This is a genomic window from Mesorhizobium sp. M0800 (assembly GCF_040320095.1).
Lineage (GTDB): Bacteria > Pseudomonadota > Alphaproteobacteria > Rhizobiales > Rhizobiaceae > Mesorhizobium.
The window spans coordinates 132,300-147,947 of record NZ_JAMYOZ010000004.1; the positions used below are offsets into that span (position 1 = coordinate 132,300).

The following is a 15,648-nucleotide window of genomic DNA, read 5'->3' on the forward strand; positions in this document are numbered from 1 at the left end:
GAAATGCCGTCTACCAATCAATTTTGTCGATCAAACCCGTTTTGAACAGGCTGTGAGCGCCTTCGTACCGCATTGACTGTTCGCTCATCGCGCTGAGAGCGGCTTTACCGCTCGATACCTCATGATACTGGCGATATTTGGAAGCGCCGTTCCAATACTGACCTTCCGCCACCGCGACCTGCGCCTTGTCGTTGAAATCGGCGAAGAACTTGAAATGAAGCAGGCCAGCCAATCCCTTTATATAGTTTCGCCAGTAGGGCAGCGGTGAGTGAATCGACGTAAAAATCGTCTGGCGATCAACATATATCAGAGGAAACTTGGTCAACTTGTGCTGCCTGGCGAAAAGCCGGGTTCTCGGGCCGCCTGTGATCTTGAGATGCCGGGGGCTCCTCGTCACCTCATAGCCGCTGCCGTCGAAATGGTCCGCAACTTGCCATGGCGGCACGATGGGATCGAAGGGTACGTCCCAGATGTTTCCGCTCGGATACATGTCGATCATCGGCGCCAGCAGGCGTGTCATTCCGCGCCGCTTGAGCCAGTCGGCCATCGCACCGAGCGGATGCTGATCCATACCGTCATAGACAAGATATTCGTCGGCATCCACGGTCAGATACCAGCGAGGCTGACCATAGATCTGCACAATCCCCTGACGCCAAAGGTTTCCCAGGTCCGACTGCGAATAGGTGATCGGCGAGCTGAATAGATCGACATCTGGCTGCTCGGCCAGAAGCTCAGCTGTTCCGTCTGTCGAGCGATCATCGAGGACGGCGAATCTGGTGACGCCGAGTTCGCGATAGTGCTTCAGGAACGGGCGTAGCCTGTCCGCCTCGTTGCGGATCACGAGGATCAAAGGCAGGTCATTCGCTTTAAGGGGCGTTATCGGCCGCAGCGATGACACTTCTGCCCGTCTTCCGAAAGTGTGTCTCAGCCGATATATGGCGGTGTCGGTAATCGTCCGGCGGACAATGGCGGGCCAGGTTGCTTTGCTCAAGCCATCGATTCCCCTCATGGCGGTCACCGCCCGGCTGGAGCTGGCGCTGATCCGCTGTTTGCAGTTAATTTCTACATGCAGCACCGTTAGGCAAATCGCAAGCAGTTGCGGACAATGGACACAGGCCTGTTCTGAGTTCCGGCGGGTGAGCTTTCCAACTGTTGCCGATGCGCGCTGGCCTCTATAGACATCGTCAGATGGCAACAAGGCCGGAGCCCAGACCCCATGCACGCCGGCATTCGTGGCACCGAAAATCAATTCGACAGGCCGATCCTGTTCGTGCGCCAGCGTTATGCGCCTTTTGGCGGAGGCGAGATCATGCTGGAAAACATCATGGCCGCATTCGCCGCGCGTCAGCGGCCGGTGGCCGTGCTCTCCGGCGACTGGCCGCGCTATGAAGGCATAGAATTCATCCATTGTGCCGGCCGCCGCTTTCCGCGTTCGCTGCGGGCGGCGTCCTTTGCTCAAGCCGCCTGCCGCAAGATCGCCGAGATGCCACCGGCGCTGGTGCAGAGCAACGATCGCCTCCCGTGCTGCGATGTTTTCCGGGCCGGGGAGGGCGTTCATGCCGCCTATCTTGCCGAGCGGCGGCGTTTCGAGACGCGGCTTGGCAGGGCGGCAATGGCGCTGAGCCCCTTTCACCGCCAGACGCTGCGCCTTGAACGTGCAACCTACGCCAGCCCGAGGCTCAAAGCTGTCATTGCCATTTCGAAGATGGTGGCAGAGGACATTGTCCGTCACTACGATTATCCGGCGGAAAATGTGCACCATATTCCCAACGGGGTGGATCTCGACCGCTTCAACCCGCAGCTGCGCCAGCAGCATCGGGCGACAATCCGCGCGCGGCTCGACGTTGACGAAAACAGGCCGGTCGTCCTGTTTGTCGGCTCGGGCTTTGCGCGAAAAGGACTTCTTGCACTGATGAAGGCGGTCGCCAGGCTCGATGGCGAGCCTGAATTGTGGGTCATCGGCCATGATTCGCGCGCCAACGCCTTCAGGCAGGTCGGTGACAGGCTCGGTCTCGGCGCACGGCTCAAGATGCTGGGGCCGCAGAAAGACATGCTGCCGTGGTACGGCGCGGCCGATATTGCCGTGCTGCCTTCCATCTATGATCCTTTCGGCACAGTGGTCATCGAAGCGATGGCCAGCGGCTTGCCCGCCCTGGTAAGCACCGGCTGTGGAGCGCGCGAGCTTGTCGAGCGGTTCGAGCCGACGCTCGTTTGCGATGCGGCCAGCGAAAGCGACCTCGCTGCAGCGCTCGCGCACGCGCTGCAGTTGTCGTCACGACCTGAGACCGCAGCCCGGGTGAGAGCGGCAGCCGAACACTATGATTTCAATGTCATGATCAAGCGAATGATGGCGCTGTATGAAAGCCTTGATCTGAAATGATTTTCGACTTTGTTAGATCAAGTTAGTACCCTCAGTGTGCCAACGGAGCGGGAGCCGATGCTGCAGATGCATTCGAATGACAGTGGCAGCTTTGATGCCGGAACATTCTGACCGTGCCGGCGCTCTCGGTTATTATCATCACCCGCAACGAGGAGGCATCCATCGCGCAATGCCTTCGGTCGGTCCATTTTGCCGATGAGATCGTCGTTCTCGACAACAACAGCAGCGACAGGACCAGGGAGATTGCCGGTGCTCTGGGGGCCAAGGTCCTGATGACCGTTGATTGGCCCGGTTTTGGCGCGCAAAAAAACCGTGCGCTGGCCGCGGCAACGGGGGATTGGATCCTCTCGCTGGATGCCGATGAGTGGGTGGAGGCGCCGCTCGGCGCGGAAATAAGGGCCGCAATCGCCGACCCAAAAGCCAATGACGGCTTCGAAATACCGAGAAGATCGCGCTTTTGCGGGCACATTGTCCGCCATAGCGGCTGGTCGCCCGATCTGGTGCTCAGGCTCTTCCGTCGCCGCTCCGGGCGGTTCAGCGACGACACCGTGCACGAGAAGGTATTGGTGAACGGGAAGGTCAGCCGATTGTCCCAGCCGATCGAGCACGATTCCATTACCGACTTGGCAGATGCCCACGACAAGATCGGCCGGTACGCAGAAGCGTCCGCCGCGCAACTGCTTGCCGAGGGCAAAAAAAGCTCGATAGGCAAGGCGGTTTTGCGCTCGGTCTGGGCCTATGTGCGCAGCTATATTTTCCGGCTGGGATTTCTGGACGGTTCCATTGGTGCGATGGTGGCCGCGTATTCGGCCAGCTACACCTATCAGAAATGGGCCCGTGTCGCATTGGGAATGCGAGGCCCGGTCCACCCAAAAAAGCAACACTGAGGCCAGGACAAATCTGTGAGAAACCGGCTTGGTTGACCGCAATTGTTGCCGAGCCATCGCCAACTAGTTAGTGTACGACCGTAAAAATCGAAAGCCAGGGTAGTGAATATGACTGATGCGTTTAGGGTATTTATCGGATGGGACAGCCGTGAGCCGATCGCGTACGACGTCGCGCGACACTCGCTGCTCAAACATGCGTCGGCGCCTGTCTCCGTCATTCCGATCAAACAGGACGAGATGCGTGCCCGCGGGCTGTATTGGCGGGAAAAAGATCCGCTCGCCTCAACGGAGTTCACCTACACGCGCTTCCTCACGCCCTTTCTCGCCGACTACACGGGTTGGGCCCTGTTTTGCGATTGCGATTTCCTGTGGCTTGGTGACGTCGCAGGCCTGCTGAAATATACGGACTCGGACAAGGCGGTCTATTGCGTCCAGCATGACTATACGCCGAAGGCCACAACCAAGATGGATGGTGTGGTCCAGACGTCCTATCCTCGGAAAAACTGGTCGTCGCTGATGCTGTTCAATTGCGCGCATCCTTCGGTCAGATCGCTCACGCCAGAGGTCGTGAATCAGGAAAGTGGCGCCTATCTTCACCGAATGCAGTGGGTTGCCGACAAAGATTTGGGCTCATTGCCGGTAGAGTGGAATTGGCTCGAAGGTTGGAATGAAAAGCCTGCGGTCGGCACACCTAAGGCGGTCCACTATACCAGCGGCGGCCCATGGTTTGCCGAATGGCAGAATGTCGACTACGCCGATTTGTGGATAGCAGAACGCGACGAGTTCCTGGCTTCCGATCAAGCGGAATCTTCTCAGAGCGCCGTTCGATAAGAACATCGTGTTTGGCAGGTGACCTGGGCGCTTCCGAAAGTGGCATTGATTTTCGTGTCGCCAAGGGCGCAGCAACCAGCCGTCAGGCGCTGGGCGTCGACAACAATGCGTGTTGCCGCCTGGGGGCGGGACCGGGGCAGATTGCGCCTACGAATCTGGCGGCTCCGGCCGGGTAAACATGCCGCGCTGAGATAAGGATCAGCTCGCGGCAATATGATCGGTTTGGGGTCCGTCAGCTCTTTCATCGGCCTAGCCGGCACGCGAAAGTCGACCATGCCGTCACTGCGAAGACGCCTCGATCGTTTCCTGGAGAACCGCGGGCCTAAAATACCGCGGCTGCAGCTGAACCATGTCGAGCGCCTGGCGCTGGTCCGTCGCCATGGTGATTTTTCCCTTGCCTATTCGACCGCCGTGCAGAAGGGGCTTCACTACTTCGGCGATGCCCAGGGCTACATCGCTTACGGCAGCAAAACGCGACATCATTTCGCGCTCGGTGATCCAGTGGCTGCCCCGGCCGATTGGCGCGACTATATCAGACGTTTCATCGAGGTTGCCGGCAGCCCGTGGTTCGTGCAGATCGGCGACCAGACGGCGCGCGTGCTTGCCGGGCTTGGCTATCAGGTCAACCGCCTCGGCGTCGACACCAGGCTTGTCCTGCCCAGACACGACTTTTCCGGAAAGCGCAATGAGACAGTGCGCTATTCCGAACGCTGGCTCTTGAAGAAGGGTTTTTCCTTCGCAGAGGACAACGGGGCTGTCTTCCTCGACGAGATTGCCAGGCTCTCCCAGAATTGGCGGGCCGACCGCATCGTCAAGCGCTGGGAGATGAGATTTCTCAACAGGCCCTTTGCCGATCACCTTGGCGTCGATATGCGCCGTTTCGTCCTGCACGGTCCGGATGGGGAGCTCGTGGCCTTGCTGGATTTCGATCCGCTGTTCAGCGACGGCAAGGTCATCGGCTACACCACCTCGTTCAAGCGCAAGCACATTGATGCCTCGGCGCATGCCGAGATCGGCCTGACCAAATTCGCGGTCGACCGCTTTCGCGATGAAGGTGTTTCCGTCGTCACCCTAGGCCTGTCGCCGCTTGTCGAAATCGGACCTAGCGGGTTTGCCGAAAGCGATTTCTGGCGGCACGCCTTCCAGCGTGCCTATGACTCCCCCTGGGTCAATCGCACCCGCTTCAATCTGCAGGGGCAGGCGGCCTTCAAGCGCCGGTTCCATGGTGTCGAAGAGCCGACCTATCTCGCCTTTCGCAAGGGAACCTTTTTCGAAGCGCTTTCTCTGCTCCGGCTGATCAGGGCCGTCTAGCGCCTAGTGGCTGGGCGCTCGTCGTCTCCTAGTATGGTCGACCTCACACCGGTCAGGCTTGGTTGTTTAGGTGGGAAAGGAATGCCGCGGCGGGAAGCAAAAGACCGGCTGCGAACCGCCGGCCCATTCTGCGGCGTCCCCCAGTCCCGCCGGGGCACTTTTGGCAGCCTGAGAACGGCTCCGCGTCAGCGCCAAGGGGTCGGATTCACGGTTGCTGCAGCGTACCGCCAGGAATAACGAGGGTACCCTGGCCTGGCCTTGAGTATCTGAAGCCTATGAAGAACAAAGCAACGATGATCAAACAAATGACGATGACCGCGACGACGCTGCCAGGATGGTGTCCGGTATCTGGCGGTTGGACCATTGCCTTCCCGTATGGCTATCGCCGCTGACCTTCTTCATCTTCCAACCGAGCATGACGACTGTCAATGGATACGGGAGTTGCGCCCGCCATCCAATCAGCCGACTGCAGCGTCGATCACGTTGCGCGCTTGCTGACCGAAGCTGATGATGGACCTAACCACAGCTTGTTCCCAAGCACGCTTCCATCGCTGCGAAGCGTTGAAGAGCGGCGATCCACCGCGGCTTAGTCAGGCCGGAAACAGGAATGCAGCAGCGGGATCGAAAAAGACCTGCCGGCTGCAGGGCCACACATCCTGCGATTGCATGGCGGCAGAGGTCGGCCTGATGTCAACCTCCTGTCCAGCGGCGATGCGCGCGACGATCCGCCGGCGCTCGCCGTAAAATGCGATGTCGACGATCTCGACATTCAGTTCCGCGCTCGCCGGGCTCCGCTCCATGCTAAAGGCTTCGGGCCGGATCATCAGCCTGGTCTTCTGGCCTTTGCCGAACGTGCCGTTGGCCCTGACTCCGGATATGACCGAACCGTCTGTCATGCGGATCGTTGTCGTGCCGTTGGTGGTGCCGAGATGTTCGGCGGCGAGGAAATTCGAATTGCCGATGAAGCTGGCGACGAAATCGGTCGCCGGCCTGAGATAGAGATCCTCGCCGGTGCCGGTCTGCTCGATGCGGCCATCCTTGAACAGGGCGATGCGGTCCGACAGATGCAGCGCCTCTTCCTGATCGTGGGTGACGTAGAGAATGGTGACGCCGGTCTGGCGATGGATGCGGCGGATTTCGCCCTGGATTTCCTCGCGCAGCTTCTTGTCGAGCGCCGACAATGGCTCGTCCATCAAAAGGATCGGAGGATCGTAGGCCAGCGCCCGGGCCAGCGCGACGCGCTGCTGCTGGCCGCCCGACAGCGCACCGGGTAAGCGTCCGGCAAAGCTTTCGAGCCGCACCAGGGCCAGCATGTCGGCGACCTTTTTCTTCACCTCGGCGTCCGGCCGGCGGCGAACCCGCAGCGGAAAAGCGACGTTTTCGGCCACCGTCAGATGCGGAAACAGCGTGTAGCGCTGGAAGACCATGCCGATGTTGCGCTTATGCGGGGGCACTGCAAGCAGCGACTTTCCTTCCAGCAAGACATCGCCGGAAGTCGGGTCCTGAAAGCCGGCGATCGCGTAGAGCGTCGTCGATTTTCCCGAACCGGAGGGCCCGAGGAAGGTCAGGAACTCGCCCCTGGGAATGTCCAGCGTGACGTCGTGCACGGCGACGATCGCCCCGAACGCCTTGCGCAGATTGCGGATGGAGAGGAAAGGGTGGGTCATGTCCGGAACTTTCGCTGCAGCAGCGCCGTCATCACCATCAGGGCAAGCGTCAGCCCGACCAGCAGGCTGGAGGCAGCGGCGATCACCGGACTGAGGTCCGACCGCAGACTGCCCCAGATCTTGACGGGCAAGGTTTGCAAGCTGGGGCTGGCCATGAAGATCGCCACCACGACTTCGTCCCACGAGGCGAGGAAGGAAAAGATCGCGGCGGAGAAGATGCCGATCCGGATCGACGGCAAGGTGATCCTGAGCCTGGCCTCGAGCGGGCTTGCCCCGCAGACGATTGCCGCGTCCTCGATCGACTTGTCGAACCCTTCGAGCGCGGTGGCGATCGGAATGATGGCGAAGGGCAGCGCCAGCACGGTGTGGGCGGTTACGAAGCCGATGGTGGTGCCGCCGAGGCCAAGGCGAAGGAAGAAGGCGTAGATGGCGATGGCGAAGACAACGACGGGCAGCACCATCGGCGTCAGCAGCAGGCCGCGCAGGATCTCACGTCCGGCAAACCTTCCGCGAACCAGGGCAAAGGAGGCGAGCAGGCCGATCGCTACTGCCAGGATCGCCGTCATGGTGGCGATCCGAGCGCTGGTCAGCGCGGCGTCGAGCCAGGCCGGATCGGCAAAAAGCTCCTGGTACCATTTGAGCGTCCAGCCGGGCGGCGGAAAAGCCAGCCAGCGCGACGAGCCGAAGGAGAGCAGGACAATGAAGACCACCGGCAACAGAAGAAAGCCAGCGACCAGCGCGGTGAAGCCGAGCAGGGCAACCCGTAGTCCACCCATGCGGTCATAGTCGAGCAGCATCTCAGATGCCTCCGCTCGTGCGCCTGGCACCGACAAGGCGCAGCTGCAGTGCGTAGAGAGCCATGGTGACGACAAGCAGGATGAAGGCTGCGGCGCTGCCGAGCCCCCAGTTGAGCAGCGACTGGACCATCTGCGCGATCATTTCGGCAAGCATCATGTTCGACGTGCCGCCGAGCAGTGCCGGTGTTACGAAGTAGCCGAGCGACATCACGAAGACCATCAGGCCACCGGCGGCGACGCCGGGCAGCGACAGCGGCACGAGGATGCGGCGGAACGCCTGGAAAGGGCTTGCGCCGCACAGCGACGCCGCACGCAGCGTCATCGGATCGATCGCCCGTAACGTGCCGACCAGCGGCAGGATCATGAAGGGCAGCATGATATAGACCATGCCGATGGTGACGCCGGTGAGATTGTTGATGAGCGGCAGCGGCTGGTCGATGACGCCGATGGTCATCAGCATCCGGTTGATGACCCCGGTACGCTGCAGGAGCACCATCCAGGCATAGGTGCGGGTGAGCAGGTTCGTCCACATCGACAGAATGATGATGCCAAAGATGATCGAGGCCAGTCCCGAAGGCATGATCGCCAGCATCCAGGCGACCGGAAAGGCGACAAGGACCGTGACGATGGTGACCAACGTCGCGACCAGGAATGTGTTGAAGAACACCCGCGCATAGGTGCCGTCACCAAGCAGGGCAGCATAGTTCTGCAAGCCTGGCTCGGGCTCCGTGACGCTGCGCAAAAGCAGCGCCAGCACGGGGACGACGAAGAACAGCATAATCAGAATCAGGGCCGGCAGCAGGCCATTGAGGCCTGCCGGCACCCGCACCGTTCCAAAGTTCCGGCGTGTTTCGACCGACATGACAGCGACCCGGCTACGGGGACGAGACGGCGCGAACCGTCTCGTCCATTGCGGTTCAAGGGCGGGCTTATTTCGCCTGCCAGGCATACCAGCGCGCGGCGATGGTGTCCCGATTGGCGGCCCAGTAGTTCATGTCGAGATTGATCTGTCCGTCGACATGAGCGTCCGGCAGCGATTTCAGGGCATCGGCCGGCATCTCTGCCTTGGCCTTGGTGTTGATCGGCGCATAGCCGCTGGCTTCGGCAAATTTGGCCTGGCCGGCGGGGCTGCTCGCCGCGGCGAGGAATTTCATCGCCGTATCCTTGTTCTTGGCACCCTTCGGTACCACCAGAACGTCGGCTGCGGTCAGGTTCTGGTTCCAGGAGACGCCGACATCGGCGCCATCCTTGTCCAGTGCGAAGACGCGGCCGTTCCACAGCTGGCCGAACGTTGCTTCGCCGGATGCGATCAATTGCTGCGACTCCGCCCCGCCGCCCCACCAGACGATGTCCGACTTGATCGTGTCGAGTTTCTTGAAGGCGCGATCGAGATCCAGCGGATAGAGCTTGTCCGCCGGAACACCATCGGCCAGCAGCGCGATCTCGATGACACCGGGCGCCGACCATTTGTAGAAGGTCCGCTTGCCCGGGAACTTCGTCAGGTCGAACATGTCGGCCCAGCCGGCCGGTTCACCCGAAACGGCGCCCTTGTTCCAGGCGAGCACGAAGGAATAGTAGAAACTGCCGACGGCGTGATCGGTGGTGAAGCGCGGATCGAGGTCGGCCTTCGGCACGGTCTTGAAGTCGATCGGCTCGAGCAGACCGTCCTTGGCCGCCTTGATGGCGAAATCCATCTCGACGTCGACGACGTCCCAGTTGACACTGCCGCTGTCGATCATCGCCTTCAGCTTGCCGTAGTCGGTCGGGCCGTCCTGCATGACCTTGATGCCGGATGCAGCGGTGAACGGCTCGGCCCAGGATTTGGTCTGCGCTTCCTGGGTCGTCCCGCCCCAACTGGTGAACACCATGTCCTCGGCCTTTGCCGCCGTCGTTGCCAGAACTGTCGTTGCAATAAATCCGGCAAGGAAGCCGGTGATGATCAGTTTCATGTCGTTCTCCTCTGTTGTTCGTTGTTGTCCGTTCGCGATCGGTCGTTTTCGCCTTGATCGCGCATCTCCGGCCAGCGGCGGCTACCGCATGACAAAAGGATCGGGAATCGGGTCGTCGGAGGTGCGTATCCACACCGATTTCGAACGCGTGTAGTCGCGGATCGCATCGAGGCCCCCCTCGCGGCCGAGCCCGGATTGGCCGTAGCCGCCAAACGGAACCAGCGGCGAGACCGCCCGATAGGTGTTGATCCAGACCACGCCGGCATGGATGCCGCGCGCCATGCGGTGGGCTTTTGCCAGATTGGTGGTGAACACGCCGGACGCCAGGCCGAACTTCGTGTCGTTGGCGAGCGAAAGCGCTTCAGCTTCGCCGTCGAAGGCTAGCACACAGAGCACCGGGCCGAAGAGCTCTTCGCGCACGCAGGCAAGGGTCTGATCAGGCGCGTCGATAATCGTCGGCGCGTAATAGAAGCCGTCCGCCATGCCCGCGGGGCGAATGCCGCCGGTGACCAGTTGCCCGCCCGCGGCCAGGCTTTCAGCAATGATCTTCTCTATCCATTCGCGCTGGCGCGAGGTGGCGAGCGGTCCCATTTCGATCGCGGGATCCTGCGGATCGCCAATCCTGATCGCCTCGGCCTTGCGCTTGAGCCGGGCGAGGAATTCGTCCTTCGCGGAGCGCTGGACCAGCAGCCGCGAGCCGGCGACGCAGCTCTGGCCGGTGGCAGCGAAGATGCCGGCAACGACCGCGTTGGCGGCGCTGTCCAGATCGGCATCGGCAAACACCACGACCGGGCTTTTGCCGCCGAGCTCGAGCGTCGTGAAGGCGAGGTTTTCCGCCGTATTCCTGACGATCTGCCGAGCGGTCGAGGGACCGCCGGTGAAGGCGACGCGGGCGACGAGCGGATGACTGGTCAGCCGGTGACCGCAATCGTGGCCGAAGCCGGTCAGGATGTTCACGGTCCCGGCGGGAAATCCCGCCTCATGGACGAGTTCGGCGAAGGCCAGCAACGGGGCAGGGCCGTCTTCCGATGCTTTCAGAACGATGGTGCAGCCGGCCGCCAGCGCCGGCCCGAGCTTGACGGCGGACAGGAAGAGCTGCGAGTTCCACGGCACAATGGCGGCTACGACGCCAATTGGCTCCGGCCGGATGGTCACTTCCATGTCGGCCTTGTCGATGGGAACAAACGAGCCCTCGTGCTTGTCCGCCAGCCCGCCATAATAGCGGTAATAGTCGCCGACATAGGCGATCTGGGCGCGGGTCTCGCGTATGATCTTGCCGGTATCGCGCGTCTCGAGTTCCGCCAGCCGGTCGGCATTGGCGACCACCAGATCGCCGAGCCGCACCAGAAGCTTGCCGCGTGCCGTTGCCGTCATTGCCGGCCACGTGCCGGAGCCAAGCGCCCGGTGAGCAGCTTCGACGGCGCGGTCGACGTCATCAGACGACGCAGCGGGCATCTTCGCCCATGGCGCGCCCGTCGAGGGATCGATGCTGTCGAAGGTCGCCACCACTTCGACGAAGCTGCCGTCAATATAATTCCTGAATTGAGTGGTGCTCATCGCAATCCAGCTTTCGGCTCGGAAAAGGCCGGCATCACCCTGTCGATGAAGAGCTGCAGCGATTTCTTCTTGCGCCGATGGGAAAGGCCGCTGTCGATCCAGATCGAATACTGATCGTAGCCGAGCGCTTCGTAGGCCTTCAGCCTGGCGGTCACCTCGTCGGCTTCGCCAATGACCAGGTTCTGCTTGATCTTGTCAGGCGCATATTGCGGCATGGCCGCGATCTCGTCTTCGGTCAGCGCTTCCATTATGCCCTGGTGCACCGGCTTCTTGTTCTGGAACCAGGCGCCGAACTGGCAGTAGAACTGCGACAGATCCTGCGCGAGCCGGTCAGCCTCCGCGGCATCCTCGGCGACGAAAGTATGCATCAGCAGCATGATCTCCGGCCTTGGTACGTCGGGGTGGGCATTGCACGCTGCATTGAAACGCTCCATCAGGCTGGCCACTTCGCCATCGCCCGAGGCGAGCGGCGTCACCTGGACGTTGCATTTGCTGGAAACCGCAAAGTCGTGCGAGTTCGGATCGCGCGCGGCCACCCAGATCGGCGGATAAGGCTTTTGCAGCGGCTTGGGCGACGAGGTGGTTGAAGGAAACGACCAGAACTCGCCGGCGAGTTCGAAATCACCATCCCAAAGGCCCCGGATCGCCGGTACCATCTCGCGCATACGCTGGCCGGCACCCCAGGCCTCGAGGCCTGGGAAAAGTCGCTGGTATTCGTAAGCGTAGGCGCCGCGCGCAATGCCGATGTCGAGACGGCCGCCGGTGATGACGTCGGCCATCGCCGCTTCGCCGGCAAGCTTGATCGGGTGCCAGAACGGCGCGACGATGGTTCCGGTGCCGAGCCGGATGCGCCTGGTTTTGGCGGCGAGCCAGGCGATGTTGATGAACGGGTTCGGCGAGATGGTGAATTCCATGCCGTGATGCTCGCCGATCCAGGCAGTCTCGAACCCTGCCTCTTCGGCCTGGACGACCAGGTCCTCCAGCTCGCCGACAAGCTCGGAATGCGGCTTGGCCGGATCCGATCGCTCCATGTGGACGAAAAGCGAAAATTTCATCGGCTTCACCCGCGGCCGGAAAGAGAAATTTGAGAAGGCGAGGGCTTGGCGAGCGGCCGGACTTCGCCTTCGACCTCGTTGCCGACATAGACGCCGAATGCATCTTCCGTACGTTCGCGCGCATAGCGGGCAAGCATCGAACGCACTGCGGGATCGGCGATCTTCAGATCCGCGATCTTCTCGATGTCGACAAGCCGCATCTGGCGATCGTCGGAATAGGATCCCTCGACCGTTCCGCGATAATAAACATGCGTGCGCCAGGGTTCGGCGGCATCGTCCCACACCGCGAACAGGAAGCCGAGCTGGGCGTCTATGGCCTTGGCGGCAAGGCGCCCCTTGAGGCTGCGCGCATCGTTGGGCGTGCCCAGTCCGCGCCCCGCAGGCAATTCATAAATCCCGTCGGCCGTTTCGACGAACAGCACACGGCCCTCGTTCTCGAGAATGGCGCCGACCTCCGTATCGGGGGGCGCCGCCGCCAGCGCCTCCTGGCTGAGGCCAGGCGTGACGTAGGTGCCTCTGCAATAACCGAGGGGCTGGGCTCCGTTGTGGCTGAAGTCGCGGACGCGGCCGATGAGGATCGAGTGATCGCCAGCATCGACCAGCTGCTCCATGCCGCAATCGAACATCGCAACGGAGCCGTCGATCAGCGGATTGCCGGTCCGGCCCGGTTGCCAGCTCACGGCCGCGAACTTGTCCGCTGCTTTGGAAGCGAAGATGCCGGAATGGGCCTTCTGGTCCTCTGACAGGATGTTGATGGCGAAACCTCTCGACGTCGAAAAAGCACTGTGCCCCAGCGCCCTCTTGGCGATGCAGACAAGCACCAGCGGCGGCTCGAGCGAGACCGAGGTGAAGGAGTTGGCGGTGAAGCCGCGCGGCTCGCCTGCCGCGCTGATCGTTGTGACGATGGTGACGCCGGTCAGGAACGAGCCGAGTGCGCGCCGGAATTCGCCGCTGTCAAAGACTGCATCCGTCTCCGGCTTCACGCCAGCGTCTCCTGCCGTGTCGAGAAACTCCATGATGTGTTTGGTCACTTTTTCAGGAGAAGCCATTGCCATCATGTGTCTTTCTCCATTAAGCACGAGGCATTGGCCGTGCGGCGCTAGCCTCGCCATCGCCGCCGACATGGCCGGGGTCGAATTGCTGTCCTGCGACCCGGTCATGAACAGGGCCGGCGCGGCAAGACCGGGGAGAGCACCGGCGTGCTCGGCATCGGCATGGGCAAAGAGGCGATAGGTGCGCGCGTAGCCTTCGGGGTCGACCCTTTCAAGGGCGGCGCGCGCTGTGGTGGCCGCCCCGATAAGGTTCGCCGGCAGCGGGTCGCCGAACCAGCGAGCAAGCGTAGCCGCAATGGCGGAAGGGTTGCCATGGGTGCCGAGCGCGGCCGCACGCTGGCGTACGGCCTGCGCCAAGGCCGCGGGGCGGCGGAATACCGCATTGAGACAGACGATGGAGCGAACGCGCGAAGGGGTGCGAAGGGCGATTTCCAGTGCGACCAGCGCGCCCATCGAATGGCCAACGATCGACACCGACGCCACGCCAAGATGGTCGAGAAGGCGAACCGCCTGATCGGCGAAATCCGACAGGCTGGCTTCTTCCGGCGGCAGCGGTGAAACGCCGTGGCCGAGCATGTCGATGGCGATCAGGTCATGATGGTCTTTCATCGCCGCGATCTGATCGTGCCAGATTGCGGCGTTCATGCCGACACCGTGAATGAGCAGAACCGGTGCGCCGGAGCCGGCGCGGATGAAGCCGGTGCCGTCCGGAGCCGTGTCCCGGACCCATGCGGTGGCAGCGACGTCAGCCATGCAGGTCTCCGACCTCCTTGAGGTCCTGATAGCGGTCGCCGATACGATGGTGCGGGCGGCCGCCAATCGAAGCGCCAAGCGCCACCACCAGCTCGTCGGGCGCGGGCGCGTCGCCGATTTGGAAATGTACGGTCAAATAGTGGGAGCGGCGGCCTTCGTCGTTCTTGTCCATCAGCGGGATCATGATCGGGGTGTTCGGCCCTCCGCGCAGATTGGTGAAGGCGAGATAGGTCTTGGCGCCGACCGCGCGACGGTAATGGTTGCCGAAATGCAGCGTATGGATCAGCGCCGATGCATGCTCGATCTCGCCCGCCGTGCCGCAGACCGCGGCCTTGCCATAACCCTCTATCGCCTCGCCGGAACCGGCAACGGCGATAATCTCGCGGGTCAGCAGTTCACCGAGGACGGGAGCAATGGCGCGGATCTCCGGCGACAGGTCGTCGGTGAAACCGCGGCCCGCCCAAGGATTTGTCAGCACGGCGGCGACACCGATCAGACGCAGCGGTTTTGGGGCTTCCTTGCCGCCCTCGATTAACGTGTTCTCGATGTAGGTGACGATCTTTCGAATGGCTGGTTTCATCAAAGTCCTCGGTCGCCACGGCGCTGTGCAACGCCGAAATCTTTACATCATCTTATGGTATACCATACTATGGAGCACCAGAAGCCTTGTCAATCGGCTATGGAATCTGCTTTGTGGCCGGATCGGGGTAAGGAGAGAAAATGTCAGGCGATACGCTGCGGATCGACCGCTCTGCCAAGACGCTGAGGACGCTGGCGCTGGAGCGCATGCGTGAAGCGATCATGGGCTTCCATTTCCAGCCTGGTGAAAGGCTGGTCGAGCGGCCGCTATGCGATCAGCTCGGGGTGAGCCGTTCCGTCGTGCGCGAGGTGCTGCGGCAGTTGGAGGCGGAAGGCCTGGTGCAGATGATACCGGGCCACGGACCCGCCGTGGCCAAGCCGGATCTCGGCCGCACCGACGAAATCTATGAATTGCGGGCGCTGCTCGAGGGCATCGCGGCGCGGGCTTGCGCCCTGACGGCCACGGACGCGCAGGTCGCTTTGCTCGATGCCGCCTTGACGAACCTGCTTGAGGCGTGGGCGTCCGGTGCGCCTGTCGAGGTGATGCGGGCAACGACCAAGTTCTACGAAACGCTGTTCGAGGCGGCGGACAAGCGCATTGCCTGGGAAATCGTGACGGGGCTGAATGTCCGCATCAACCAGCTCCGCTCAATGACGATCGCGTCGGAGAACCGCCGCGAGCCGGCGATCGCCGAAATGACCGAAATCATGGATGCAATCCGGTCGCGCAAGCCGGACGAGGCGGAGGAGGCGGCGCGGCGGCATGTCGAATCCGCGTGGCAGATCGCCCGCAACACGCTTCGCCTTGGCTGACTGGTATGCCGCCGGCG

Annotated in this window: 14 protein-coding genes; 5 read left to right on the forward strand and 9 right to left on the reverse strand. The window is 62.0% G+C overall.

What is annotated here, in order from left to right; genetic code table 11:
* Nucleotides 1-10: 10 nt before the first annotated feature.
* Nucleotides 11-1,249 (reverse strand): glycosyltransferase family 2 protein, encoded by a 1,239-nt coding sequence (locus NKI18_RS07225; protein ID WP_352616090.1) that lies wholly within the window; start codon nucleotides 1,247-1,249, stop codon nucleotides 11-13.
* Here NKI18_RS07225 and NKI18_RS07230 point away from each other — a divergent pair.
* From NKI18_RS07230 to NKI18_RS07245, 4 genes are all read left to right on the forward strand, one after another.
* Nucleotides 1,217-2,380 carry a glycosyltransferase family 4 protein gene (locus tag NKI18_RS07230; protein ID WP_352616087.1) on the forward strand — a complete coding sequence of 388 codons (1,164 nt, stop codon included), beginning with the start codon at nucleotides 1,217-1,219 and terminating at the stop codon, nucleotides 2,378-2,380. The genes NKI18_RS07225 and NKI18_RS07230 overlap by 33 nt on opposite strands.
* Nucleotides 2,381-2,493: 113 nt before the next feature.
* Nucleotides 2,494-3,267 carry a glycosyltransferase family 2 protein gene (locus tag NKI18_RS07235; RefSeq protein WP_352616084.1) on the forward strand — a complete coding sequence of 258 codons (774 nt, stop codon included), beginning with the start codon at nucleotides 2,494-2,496 and terminating at the stop codon, nucleotides 3,265-3,267.
* 108 nt (nucleotides 3,268-3,375) lie between these two features.
* Entirely contained in the window at nucleotides 3,376-4,098 is a 723-nt protein-coding gene (locus NKI18_RS07240) for a glycosyltransferase (RefSeq protein ID WP_352448862.1), read from the forward strand.
* 273 nt (nucleotides 4,099-4,371) lie between these two features.
* Nucleotides 4,372-5,409: a phosphatidylglycerol lysyltransferase domain-containing protein gene (locus NKI18_RS07245; RefSeq protein ID WP_352616081.1), complete on the forward strand. Its 1,038-nt coding sequence runs from the start codon at nucleotides 4,372-4,374 to the stop codon at nucleotides 5,407-5,409.
* Between the two features lie 590 nt (nucleotides 5,410-5,999).
* Here the strand turns inward: NKI18_RS07245 and NKI18_RS07250 are convergent.
* From NKI18_RS07250 to NKI18_RS07285, 8 genes are all read right to left on the reverse strand, one after another.
* Nucleotides 6,000-7,076, reverse strand: a complete 1,077-nt coding sequence (locus NKI18_RS07250; RefSeq protein ID WP_352616078.1) for an ABC transporter ATP-binding protein — start codon at nucleotides 7,074-7,076, stop codon at nucleotides 6,000-6,002.
* Nucleotides 7,073-7,873 carry an ABC transporter permease gene (locus tag NKI18_RS07255; RefSeq protein ID WP_352616075.1) on the reverse strand — a complete coding sequence of 267 codons (801 nt, stop codon included), beginning with the start codon at nucleotides 7,871-7,873 and terminating at the stop codon, nucleotides 7,073-7,075. The genes NKI18_RS07250 and NKI18_RS07255 overlap by 4 nt, the downstream gene beginning before the upstream one ends.
* A gap of 1 nt (nucleotide 7,874) precedes the next feature.
* The gene (locus tag NKI18_RS07260; protein ID WP_352616072.1) at nucleotides 7,875-8,735 is read right to left on the reverse strand and encodes an ABC transporter permease; all 861 of its coding nucleotides are present in this window, start codon (nucleotides 8,733-8,735) and stop codon (nucleotides 7,875-7,877) included.
* 67 nt (nucleotides 8,736-8,802) lie between these two features.
* Nucleotides 8,803-9,822, reverse strand: coding sequence for an ABC transporter substrate-binding protein (locus NKI18_RS07265; protein WP_353019235.1), 1,020 nt, complete (start codon nucleotides 9,820-9,822; stop codon nucleotides 8,803-8,805).
* A gap of 81 nt (nucleotides 9,823-9,903) precedes the next feature.
* The gene (locus NKI18_RS07270; protein WP_352616068.1) at nucleotides 9,904-11,379 is read right to left on the reverse strand and encodes an aldehyde dehydrogenase; all 1,476 of its coding nucleotides are present in this window, start codon (nucleotides 11,377-11,379) and stop codon (nucleotides 9,904-9,906) included.
* Nucleotides 11,376-12,434 (reverse strand): LLM class flavin-dependent oxidoreductase, encoded by a 1,059-nt coding sequence (locus NKI18_RS07275; protein ID WP_352616065.1) that lies wholly within the window; start codon nucleotides 12,432-12,434, stop codon nucleotides 11,376-11,378. Before NKI18_RS07275 ends, NKI18_RS07270 begins: the two co-directional genes overlap by 4 nt.
* 5 nt (nucleotides 12,435-12,439) lie before the next feature.
* A complete protein-coding gene (locus NKI18_RS07280) occupies nucleotides 12,440-14,239 on the reverse strand; it encodes an alpha/beta fold hydrolase (protein ID WP_352616062.1) in 1,800 nt (599 codons plus the stop codon).
* The gene (locus NKI18_RS07285) at nucleotides 14,232-14,819 is read right to left on the reverse strand and encodes an amino acid synthesis family protein (protein ID WP_023674996.1); all 588 of its coding nucleotides are present in this window, start codon (nucleotides 14,817-14,819) and stop codon (nucleotides 14,232-14,234) included. Before NKI18_RS07285 ends, NKI18_RS07280 begins: the two co-directional genes overlap by 8 nt.
* Before the next feature lie 140 nt (nucleotides 14,820-14,959).
* On the opposite strand from NKI18_RS07285, the gene NKI18_RS07290 reads away from it, so the two are divergent.
* On the forward strand, nucleotides 14,960-15,631 hold the full coding sequence (locus NKI18_RS07290) for a GntR family transcriptional regulator (RefSeq protein WP_352616059.1): 672 nt from the start codon (nucleotides 14,960-14,962) through the stop codon (nucleotides 15,629-15,631).
* The last annotated feature ends 17 nt before the right edge of the window (nucleotides 15,632-15,648 follow it).